The organism is Chloroflexota bacterium, from assembly GCA_016875535.1.
Classification (GTDB): Bacteria; Chloroflexota; Dehalococcoidia; order SHYB01; family SHYB01; genus VGPF01.
On the sequence record VGPF01000061.1, the window covers coordinates 1 to 9,134 of the forward strand.

General features: G+C 62.5%; 12 protein-coding genes. 5 read left to right on the forward strand and 7 right to left on the reverse strand.

Features of this window, described 5'->3' with window-relative positions:
- Window positions 1–247: 247 nt before the first annotated feature.
- From FJ039_11885 to FJ039_11895, 3 genes are read right to left on the reverse strand one after another with little or no spacing between them, the layout of a single operon-like run.
- Entirely contained in the window at window positions 248–1,210 is a 963-nt protein-coding gene (locus FJ039_11885) for a TIGR03619 family F420-dependent LLM class oxidoreductase (GenBank protein ID MBM4406851.1), read from the reverse strand.
- A gap of 50 nt (window positions 1,211–1,260) precedes the next feature.
- Complete coding sequence (locus FJ039_11890; GenBank protein MBM4406852.1) at window positions 1,261–1,680, reverse strand: nitroreductase family deazaflavin-dependent oxidoreductase; 420 nt, start codon at window positions 1,678–1,680, stop codon at window positions 1,261–1,263.
- Between the two features lie 48 nt (window positions 1,681–1,728).
- Window positions 1,729–2,478: a hypothetical protein gene (locus tag FJ039_11895; protein MBM4406853.1), complete on the reverse strand. Its 750-nt coding sequence runs from the start codon at window positions 2,476–2,478 to the stop codon at window positions 1,729–1,731.
- A gap of 154 nt (window positions 2,479–2,632) precedes the next feature.
- Between FJ039_11895 and FJ039_11900 the strand changes: the two genes are divergently transcribed.
- Complete coding sequence (locus FJ039_11900) at window positions 2,633–3,076, forward strand: VOC family protein (GenBank protein MBM4406854.1); 444 nt, start codon at window positions 2,633–2,635, stop codon at window positions 3,074–3,076.
- A gap of 2 nt (window positions 3,077–3,078) precedes the next feature.
- Here FJ039_11900 and FJ039_11905 read toward each other — a convergent pair whose 3' ends face one another.
- Window positions 3,079–3,954, reverse strand: a complete 876-nt coding sequence (locus FJ039_11905; GenBank protein MBM4406855.1) for a 3-keto-5-aminohexanoate cleavage protein — start codon at window positions 3,952–3,954, stop codon at window positions 3,079–3,081.
- A gap of 118 nt (window positions 3,955–4,072) precedes the next feature.
- Window positions 4,073–4,483, reverse strand: a complete 411-nt coding sequence (locus FJ039_11910) for an OB-fold domain-containing protein (GenBank protein MBM4406856.1) — start codon at window positions 4,481–4,483, stop codon at window positions 4,073–4,075.
- A gap of 127 nt (window positions 4,484–4,610) precedes the next feature.
- On the opposite strand from FJ039_11910, the gene FJ039_11915 reads away from it, so the two are divergent.
- From FJ039_11915 to FJ039_11925, 3 genes are read left to right on the forward strand one after another with little or no spacing between them, the layout of a single operon-like run.
- Entirely contained in the window at window positions 4,611–5,786 is a 1,176-nt protein-coding gene (locus FJ039_11915; GenBank protein MBM4406857.1) for an acyl-CoA dehydrogenase, read from the forward strand.
- Between the two features lie 49 nt (window positions 5,787–5,835).
- Window positions 5,836–6,150 carry a hypothetical protein gene (locus FJ039_11920; GenBank protein ID MBM4406858.1) on the forward strand — a complete coding sequence of 105 codons (315 nt, stop codon included), beginning with the start codon at window positions 5,836–5,838 and terminating at the stop codon, window positions 6,148–6,150.
- Window positions 6,151–6,167: 17 nt separating this feature from the next.
- Window positions 6,168–6,470 (forward strand): hypothetical protein, encoded by a 303-nt coding sequence (locus tag FJ039_11925; GenBank protein ID MBM4406859.1) that lies wholly within the window; start codon window positions 6,168–6,170, stop codon window positions 6,468–6,470.
- A 107-nt stretch (window positions 6,471–6,577) separates the two neighbouring features.
- Here FJ039_11925 and FJ039_11930 read toward each other — a convergent pair whose 3' ends face one another.
- Together FJ039_11930 and FJ039_11935 are read right to left on the reverse strand one after the other, a co-directional pair.
- Window positions 6,578–6,709 (reverse strand): type II toxin-antitoxin system MqsA family antitoxin, encoded by a 132-nt coding sequence (locus FJ039_11930; protein ID MBM4406860.1) that lies wholly within the window; start codon window positions 6,707–6,709, stop codon window positions 6,578–6,580.
- A gap of 150 nt (window positions 6,710–6,859) precedes the next feature.
- Window positions 6,860–7,315 (reverse strand): hypothetical protein, encoded by a 456-nt coding sequence (locus FJ039_11935; protein ID MBM4406861.1) that lies wholly within the window; start codon window positions 7,313–7,315, stop codon window positions 6,860–6,862.
- Window positions 7,316–7,525: 210 nt separating this feature from the next.
- On the opposite strand from FJ039_11935, the gene FJ039_11940 reads away from it, so the two are divergent.
- Window positions 7,526–8,734 (forward strand): CoA transferase, encoded by a 1,209-nt coding sequence (locus FJ039_11940; GenBank protein ID MBM4406862.1) that lies wholly within the window; start codon window positions 7,526–7,528, stop codon window positions 8,732–8,734.
- Window positions 8,735–9,134 lie beyond the last annotated feature (400 nt).

Sequence of the window (9,134 nt, forward strand, 5' to 3'; positions counted from 1 at the left end):
CCGCACCTTTGCTGGACGCGTCCACCCATGGCACACCGTCGGGCCCTCTGCAGCACACCCATCCCCACACCCATCTCAAAGAAAGGAGTAGGGGCGCGGGGCACGCGCCCTGGGTCCATCGCGCGGGTCGCCCCCTCTGTCCCCCTGAGGAGCGGTGATCCCCAATCGCCACGACGAACGGGCCTACGCTCTTCGGGTTGCTCCCGAAACCCAATCCGGCGTCGGGGCGCGGGGCACACATCCCGCGCTACCGAAACGCTGGCATAACCTCTTTGGCGAACCGCTCCATCTGCTGGTGAAAACCCTCCTCCGAACGCCCAGCAAACCCGACGACAAAATGATCAACGCCGGCGTCTGCATACTGTCGGAGGTCGCCGATCACCTGCGCCGGGCTCCCCTTGCTGAAGATGAACCGCTTGCCGCTGAACGGTCGCACCACGTCGTACTCCATCACCTGGATCACGCCCGTCAATATCGCGACCTTCATCGTGAACGGTTTCCCCATCTCCTTGGAGAGCCTGCGTCCGTAGGCGATCCCCTCGCGGATGCGCTCCGGCGTCGCATCGTCGCTATATCTCGTCGGCTCAGGCGGCGCTTTCCCAGGCGGCCCCTCAGGGATAGCCGCGAAGTGCAGGGGAAACCAGACATCGCCAAGCTCCACCGCACGGCGCACGGCCCGCATCGAGCTCCCGCCCACCCAGATAGGCGGATGCGGGCTCTGCACCGGCTTTGGGCGAAGGCTGAGGCGCTTGGCGGTGTGATATGCCCCCTCGAACGAAAACTCGTCTCTCGTCCAGAGGCCCTTCATGATCCTCAGATACTCATCCGTGATCTTCCCCCGCTGCTCGATGGGTACATTGAACGTGGCGAACTCGCGCTTCAGGTGGCCGGGCGTAACCCCCAGCGTCACACGCCCCTTGGACAAGACGTCCAAACTGGCGATCGCCTTGGCGGTGGTGAACGGCTGCCGGAACGGGACAACAAGGCAGCCGTACAGGAGGCGCAGCCTCGTGGTCTTGGCAGCCAGGTACGTGAGGATGGTGTGGGCGTCCCATTCGACCTCACGGCCGCTCTGCTCCCACTGCTTCGGAGGAAAGATGTGGTCATCGGCCATCAGCCATTCAAAACCCAGGGCCTCCGCATGCTGGGCGAAGCGGATCATGGTCTCGGCCTGGGCATGAAACGGGTTATAGAACACGCCGAACTTCATGAGGGAAAGCCTAGGCCACTCGGGTCAGAGGGTCAAGGGCATGGCGGCGCTTACTGTGCCAATGGAGTAAGAACCACCACGGGGATCTCCCGGGTGGTGCGGCGCTGGTAGCGGGCATAATCATAGTATGTGAGCGCCAGCGCCCAGAGGCGGGACCGCTCTTCGCCAACGGCGGTCCGGGCGCGCATCCTCATCTTCCTGCCCTTGAACTGCACATGCGCCTCGGGGTTCGCGACCAGGTTCAAATACCAGGCCGGGTGCGTAGGCGAGCCTCCGTACGAGGCGATCAGCACATAGCGCTCGCCGTCTGGCATGAACCCCAGCGGCGCCGTCCGCCATTTCCCCGTCTTGCAACCCTTCGTCGTCACCAGGGCCATGGGGTACTTGCCCATGTGCGCGCCAAGTCTGCCCCGGGTGAGGCGATAGAAGAAGATGTGCCAAAAGGTGAACCATTTCAAAAGAAGGCGCATCAGCCTGCCTCCGGTCAGCTTCCTGCCGCCGCTCCCGCGCCAGGAAGGCTACGGCTTCCAACCCAGGATTGTGCTGGGCATCTCGTAATAGGTGTGCAGATGCCCCTTGGCGACACAGATCGGCCCGTCCGGGTCGAAATACGGGTCTACAACGCCATAGTGAAAGGGGTGCGTCATATAGTCGTTCTTGAACCCGTCCATCGTCTGGAACTCCTGCTCCCAAACGTGGGTCCAGAGGTCCGGCCCAGTTTTAGACCTTGGCAGTTCGTGGTTCTCCAGGTCGTGGCTCAACACCCAGTTGCGGATCCCCTTGATGTAGACGGGCATCTGCGCCAGCCGCTCCTCGAACTCCCGGAAAAGCTTGGGCGAAGCGGTGGGGATAACCCTGATCACCAGGGTGCGCTTGATGCAGTTCCTGATCCTAGGCTCGGGGATGGCCTGCCGCCACGGCTTGAAGAAAGTAGCCGCCGTGCGCTCTACAACCTGGTCCGCCCCGCCGGGGTAAAAGCGCCTCAACTCCTTGGCGTAGGGATGCTTGCGCGAGTCCAGGATGCCGGTATAGCCATCGTACGCCGAGTCCAGTATCCAGTCCCACCCGCCGCCGGGGATATTCCTCCCGGCCCAGACCTTCAGGACGCCCTTGACCTTGGCTGGCGTCTCCTGCCACGCCTCCAGGAAACGCTGCACCTTCTCCGGGGCGGCGTCCGGCCGCAGCTTGACCGCCATAACCCCCCGGATCAGGCCCCGCTCCCGCTTCAGAACGGGCGAATGCTGGGTGTAGACGCTGCCTCTGGTCATGGCGGCTCCTTCATCGCTGACTGCAGTGCCATAGTACAGCCCCAGGCAAGGGTTCGCGCCCCTCTATGCTGTAGACTTATGCCTCAATCTGGTCGCAAACCGATTTCGACCTTTTGCGCATCTAAGCGATATCACATAGCAAAGGCCACTCGCCATGGAAATCAAAGAGCTTGGACACGTCGTCCTTTATGTCCGTGACCTCAAACGCTCCAGGAAGTTTTATGGGAAGGTGCTCGGGTGGAAGGAGGTCGCCTCCATGGGCTGGGGAGCCGTCTTCTCCAGTGGGCGCACCCACCACGAACTCCTGCTCATCGAAGTAGGGCCGAACGCCCAGCCGATCCCCCCTGGACGGCGAGTGGGCATGTACCACTTCGGCCTCAAGGTGGGCGACTCCGATCAAGAGCTTCGGGAGGCGCTGAACCGGGTGCAGGCGGCAGGTGTCCCCATCGTCGGCGCCAGCGACCACACGGTGACCCACAGCCTCTACATCGAAGACCCGGACGGCAACGAGATCGAACTCTATATAGATGTCCCAGGCGTGGACTGGAAGACCGATCCGCAGGCGATCGTGGCGCCCATACGGCCGCTTGCCCTCTGAACCTACGCGGGCTTCATCCCCATAAGCCTTCGCGCCTCTTTGGGGCCGGCGACCTTTCGCCCCAGGCGCTTGGCCACTTTCGCAAAGAGCTCCACCTGCTGGGCGTTCGTCATCTTCTTCCCGTCCAGCCTTGGGTTATCGCCGATGCCGGTGCGCACGTGGCCCCCCTGGGCAATGGCGAGCCCTTGCAGCATCGCATGCGAGCGCCCGTAGGCCTGGACGGACCAGACTACTTCTACCCCCTTCGGGATGGAGCTGATCCAGCCCTTTAGGCCGGAGGCAGTGGGCGGCAGTCCGCAAGGGGCATCGTCATAGAACATGAACTTGACCACCAGGGGATCCTTGAGAAGGCTCATCTCCCGGTAGGCGAGGATGTGGCGCAAGTGGCCCGGCTCTCGCGCGCCGAGGGTGGGCTTGACCCCAAGGCGATTCGCCAACTCCAAAAAGGCGATGGTGTCGCCGTGGAGGTTGGTGTAGACGCCATCGCGCTTGAACGTTTTGGCCTTGGCGTCAAAGGGGCTCATATTGACGGAGCCGATATCGGTCGTGGCCATTTCCAGGCGCACCGCCTTATCGGTGGCGAGGGCTTCCACATGGGCGTGGCGCTGCGGCATGGGGAACTGCGTGCTATAGGTGGGGTAGAAGATAGCGTCGCACCGCTTGCGGATGAGGCGCATCGCCTCGGCGTAGAGAGAGGCGTCGGTGTACCGGGGCTCGCCGGTCTTGGGGTCGCGGGCGTGGAAGTGGATGATGGAGGCCCCGGCGGAGATGCACTCCTCGGCATCCCGAGCGATCTCTTCCGGCGTCAGGGGCACATTCTCGTTCTCTTCCTTGCGAACGTTCTCATTGATAGCGGCTTCGATGATGAGCAGGTCCATGGAAGCACTCCTTGCCAGACCGGGCCGGGCTTAGCCACAGCCCCTACCAGGTTGAGCATATGCTGCGCCTACGATAAGCGGGCCCACAGAAGGCCGCTATCAGAACATGCGCAAGAATCTACCCCGGCTTGAAAAAGGGGATGGTCACGTCCGGCGAGGCATCTTCGAAATCAACGACGACGGGCATGCCGATCTTGATCTGGTCATTGGGAATGCCAACGAGGTTGGCGGTGATGCGGACGCCCTCTTCCAGTTCGACGAGGACAACGTTGTAGGGAACCTTATCGCGGAAGTAGGGATGCGCCGGGTGGTGCGGGATGCAGAAGGTGTAGACCTTGCCCTTGCCGCCGGACTTGACCCATTCCCACTCCTGGTAGCAGGGGATGTTGATCTCAGGCACCGGGGGATAGCGGTACTGGCCGTTGACCCTGTTGCGCTGGAGCAGCAGCTCGCGGCGCTTGCAAGCATCCCAAAAGGCCTTAGTGTCCGTATCGGCAAAGGGGAGCGGACGGGGGGCGTTGGGGGGCATACTCGCTACCTCGATTTCATCTTGTTACAGGGATGCAGTATGCTATACTTCGCCTGAAACGGGCAGATTGGCCCAATCATACATCAGCACACGACGGGACGCATACCGCGAGACAACGAGGAATACGATGAATCTCGATTTCGGCCCGGCCGCAGAAGCGCTCCGCATAGAGGTCCGCGTATGGCTCAAGGACAACTGGAAGCCGGAGGATGCCAAGGCCCGCCGGGACCAGCTTCCGGAGTTCCGCAACCGGAGCGACGATTTCAGCAAGAAGCTGGGCAAGAAGGGGTGGCTGGGCATCGGCTGGCCGAAGGAGTACGGCGGCCTGGGGAAGAACTACATCGAACAGCTTGCCTTCCATGAGGAGATGGGCTACAACCGCGCCCCCATGGGCAAGCACCTGATGGCAGTGAACATCGTGGGCCCGACTTTGATGAAAGTCGGTTCCGAGTACCTCAAGAAGGAGTACCTGCCCCGCATCCTGCGTGGCGAGATCCAGACGTGCATCGGCTATTCCGAACCGCACGCCGGGTCTGACCTGGCCTCGCTGGAAACGCGGGCGGTGGAAGACGGCGACGACTATGTGATCAACGGGACCAAGATGTGGACCACCGGCGCCCAGGACTCCCAGATCTGCTTCATGGGCGCGCGCACGGACCCGGACAAGGCCAAGCACAAGGGCGTGAGCCTCTTTATCATCCCGATGGAGACGCCGGGCATCACCATCCGACCCATCGAGTGCCTGGGCGGCCTGCGAACGAACCAGACGTTCTGGGAGAACGTGCGGGTCAACAAGCGACAGATGGTGGGAGAGCGCGGCATGGGCTTCTACAATATCGCCGTAGCGCTGGACTTCGAGCGCGTGATGATCGGCAGCCACGTGGCCGGGTACCGCCGCACCTACGACGACCTGGTGAAGCTGTGCAGGCAGACGAAGCTCGACGGCAGGCCCGTCCTCTCCGATCCCATCGTCCGGAACCGGCTGGCGGACATCGCCACCGACCTCCACGTGGCGCGCCTGCTGACCTTCAAGGTGATGTGGATGATAGACAACGGCCAGGTGCCGAACTACGAAGCTTCCATGACCAAGGTGCTGAGCAGCGAGCTGCAGGTGCGGATGGTGCACACCTCCATGTCGCTCCTTGGGCCGACGGGCGCGCTGTACGAAGGTTCGAAGCATGCGCCGCTGGACGGGCAGCTGACGTGGATCTACGAATCGAGCCTGCTGGGCACCATCGGCGGCGGCGCGAACGAGATCCAGCGCAACATCATCGCCCAGCGCGGGCTGGGGATGCCGCGCTAGCTCTTGGCCTGGGACCCACAAAGGCCGCCGGCGGCCCTACAATGGTTCCATGGCAACCATCCTCCGCCATCCCGGCAAGTTCGCCCTAGCGCTATGGGCGGCTTTCACCGCCGTGCTGGTCACCGCCGCCGGGGCGAAGCTAGGCCCGGCGCTCTTTGTCCTCTGGCTCTGCCTGGGCGGAGCGGCGATCGCGGTGAGCGCCCTCTTCCTCATCAGGCTGGCGATGCCGGAGCGCGGGATGCCCCTGGTAATCTATCAGCGGCGCGTGGCGGCAACGGTGGTGGGCTTCGTCATCCTTGGGGGTGTCGCGCTCTTCCTTGTCTTCGCCTTCGCGCTCTATGCGGCGTTCAGGGCGTTCACGTAGTGCAGGGCAGGTAGACTATGGCCATGAAGAACAAGCCACCCTCCGTCCCACACATCCAGGCTCCCAAGTGGGTAGATGTCCTGGCGCCGACGGTGCGGGCGGCCCGCATCCGGGGCACGATCCTCATCGTGCTCATCGGCATCCTTGTGCTTGGGGGCGTGGTCGCGCCCAGCAAGCCGATCCCTGCGTTCGTTGTGCTGGCAGTGATCTGCGGCGCGCTCTACGTGGCGGTGCAGATGGCGCAGTTCGTGCGGATGCGCATCAATGTGCAGATGCGCATCTTGCTGCAGCAGGAGCGGGAGAAGAAGGGAAAGGGCTAGAGTGAACCGGCTTAGGCCGCGACGAAATCACGGACATCCACTTGGACGCCGGACCAGGCGGCCTCTTCAGCGATCTCAAGAAGCCTCGCGGTGATCTCTCCCTCGTATTAGGCCTCGCCACAGTTGTCGCAGATATCGGCGGGAACCTTCTTGATGACGACGGTCGTCTTGCCGCGCTCAAGGATTACCGTTCCCATGCCGGGACGTGTCTTCCCCTGCTTGCAGATCACGCACTTCACCGCTTTGCTCTCCTCCGGCAGTCTCACCCCATTGTCACACCAGAAGCGAAGTTATGGGGGAAATCACCCTCTCCTCTCCCATCGAGGGAGAAGAGGAGAGTAGCACCACGACTACTCCATTGAAAATTCAACGCACGAGGAAGTCAACGCTTACCCACGCTGTAACGCCTCCGCCTGCCGCTCCCGGTCGGCCTTGGTCTCCACGACGAGGGCAATGGTGTCCTTGCCCGGGTAGAGGTAGCGCTTGGTGGAGGCGTGAAGGGCCGCCTGCTCCTTGAATGCCTGAAAATTCAGCTTCAGGCAGCCGTGCTTGGCGAGGTTCGCCAGGAGGCCGGGGTCGCGGGCGGCGAGGGCGGTGACATCGAGTTCTGGGCCACCGCCGCGCAGCTGGAGGCGGGCGATAGTGCCGCGCTCATGGTCTGTGAGAAGGCCGCCGTGCTTGGCGAGCCACTCTTTGATCGTCGTGCCGATGCTTTTCTGGAATGAGCCGCACCAGTTCGCCTGGTCGCGCATCTCCGCATAGCGGGCCATCATCTCAAGGAGCTCGACCTCCGTGAAGTCCCGCTTTGCCGCCGCTGCATTGCTTGCCACTGCTGCCTGTGTCATCTCCGCCACTCCTCATGTTTATTTGCCGGCATATCTCGTGTTGGGGCTATCCAAGTCGCTTCCGGCGGTTTGATTCTCGCGGAGGGGTATAGGGATACGCAAGTGGCGGATGGCACAGAAGGGGAGCGCCCTTCTTGACACTCCTCTTTTGCGCCCCTAGAGTAGCCTCGCACTCAGACAACGCTTCCCACTCCCCTTTCGGAGAGACCTATGCAACGCTCACCGCTCGACGGCATCACGATCCTTGACCTGACCATCTGGCAGAACGGCCCCTGGGCAACGGTCATGCTCTCTGACATGGGAGCGAACGTCATCAAGATCGAGGACCCGGACAAGGGAGACCCCGGTCGCAACATGGCGGCGGCGGGGGCGAACGTCACTCGCAAGGTGAGCCACTATTTCCAGACGATGAACCGCAACAAGCGAAGCATGACGCTGAACCTGAAGCACCCGGAGGGAAAGAAGCTCTTCCTGGAGATGGCGAAGAAGGCGGATGTGGTGGCGCAGAACTTCCGAGTGGGCGTGGTGGAGAAGCTAGGGATTGATTACGAGGCCGTGAAGAAGGTGAACCCCAAGATTGTCTACGCCTCCGTCAGCGGCTTCGGCCCCAAGGGGCCTGACGCCAAGGACGGAGTCTTTGACATCCTGGGCCAGGGGCGCGGCGGCCTGCTGTGGCTGCTGAACCTGGGCGAGGCGGAGCCGATCTACCGCTCCTATGCGGGCCTCTCCGACCAAACGGGGGCGATCACCCTGGCCTACGGTATCCTGCTGGCCATCATCTCCAGGGAGCGATTCGGCGTGGGCCAGCATATGCAGACCTCCCAACTTGGGGGCCAGCTGATGCTCCAGGCCCTGGCCATCAACTCCTATCTGATGAACGGCGACCTGCCGCTGACCCGTCCCCGCACACAGAACGGGAACCCGCTCTTCAATATCTATAAGTGCGGCGACGAGAAGTGGGTGGCCCTGGGATGCGTCCAGAGCGACCGATGGTGGCCGGGAGTCTGCAATGCCCTGGGCTTGAACCACATCAAGGATGACCCGCGCTTCGCCACCATGGGCGAGCGGAGCAAGAACTGCGTCGAGGTCATCAAGATCATGGACAAGACCTTTGCGACGAAGACGCGCGAGGAGTGGTTGAAGCTGCTGAAGGCCAACGACGTGATCTGCGGGCCGGTGCAATCCTACGCCGACCTGCCGAACGACCCCCAGGTGATCGCCAACGAGTACATCACAACGGTAAAGCACCCGATCCACGGCGACCTTCGCGAGGTAGGCGTCCCCCTAAAGCTGAGCGAGACGCCGGGGCACGCCCGGAAGACGGCCCCGGAGTTCGGCGAGCATACGGAGGAAGTGCTGCAGGAGTTCGGCTACTCCTGGGAGCAGATCGCGAAGCTGCGGGAGCACGGGGCGATCTAAGATAGGCATCAGCCTGGATAAAAAAAGAGGCCCGCCGTAACGGCGGGCCTCTTTTTTTCTGTGCTTAGCCTACTGGCTACCTATCGAGCCAGACGGTGTCGTACTTCCACTGTGGGCCGAAGGAGAAGACCCACTTGGGGTGGTTCTTCACCACGGGCTGCCAGCCGTAGAAGGTCTGGCCGTAGTAGACGGGAATGACGGCCGCCTCGTCTATGATGGCCCGCTGGAGCTGGAGGATGAGGTCTTTGCGACGCGCCGCATCAAGGGTGGCGTCCTGCTGTTCTGACCTGCCCCCAGACTTTGTACCACTCGCTATATTAGTCCGGCGGAACTGCTGAACGCCAGTCGTGGCAACATCGCCTCAGGCGCTGGCGGGCGGTAGCCGAGGGCGCTGTGGGGC